The organism is Bacillus cereus, from assembly GCF_007678085.1.
Taxonomy (GTDB): domain Bacteria; phylum Bacillota; class Bacilli; order Bacillales; family Bacillaceae_G; genus Bacillus_A; species Bacillus_A cereus_BE.
Genome location: NZ_VEDW01000060.1, coordinates 1 through 224, shown reverse-complemented (window position 1 = coordinate 224; position 224 = coordinate 1). Strand labels below are relative to the sequence as shown.

The following is a 224-nucleotide window of genomic DNA, read 5'->3' as shown; positions in this document are numbered from 1 at the left end:
GATTGCATCATTAAAAACGGTAGATTTTTAAAGTTTCCAAAGACGAAATTGCAATTAAATATTGGGAAACTAGGTTTTACTGAAGGTAAACTGAAACAAGTTCGTGTGATTCCAAAATACAATGAATATGTAGTGGAATTGGTAATGGATGTTCCTTCTGAACAACAAATGATTGAAGAGAATGCTCGTTATATGAGTATTGATTTAGGGATTGATAACCTTGC

Annotated in this window: 1 pseudogene; it reads left to right on the top strand. The window is 32.1% G+C overall.

Annotated features, from left to right (window positions below):
* Positions 1-224, top strand: a pseudogene (locus FS742_RS27375) (RNA-guided endonuclease InsQ/TnpB family protein); the annotation flags it as partial.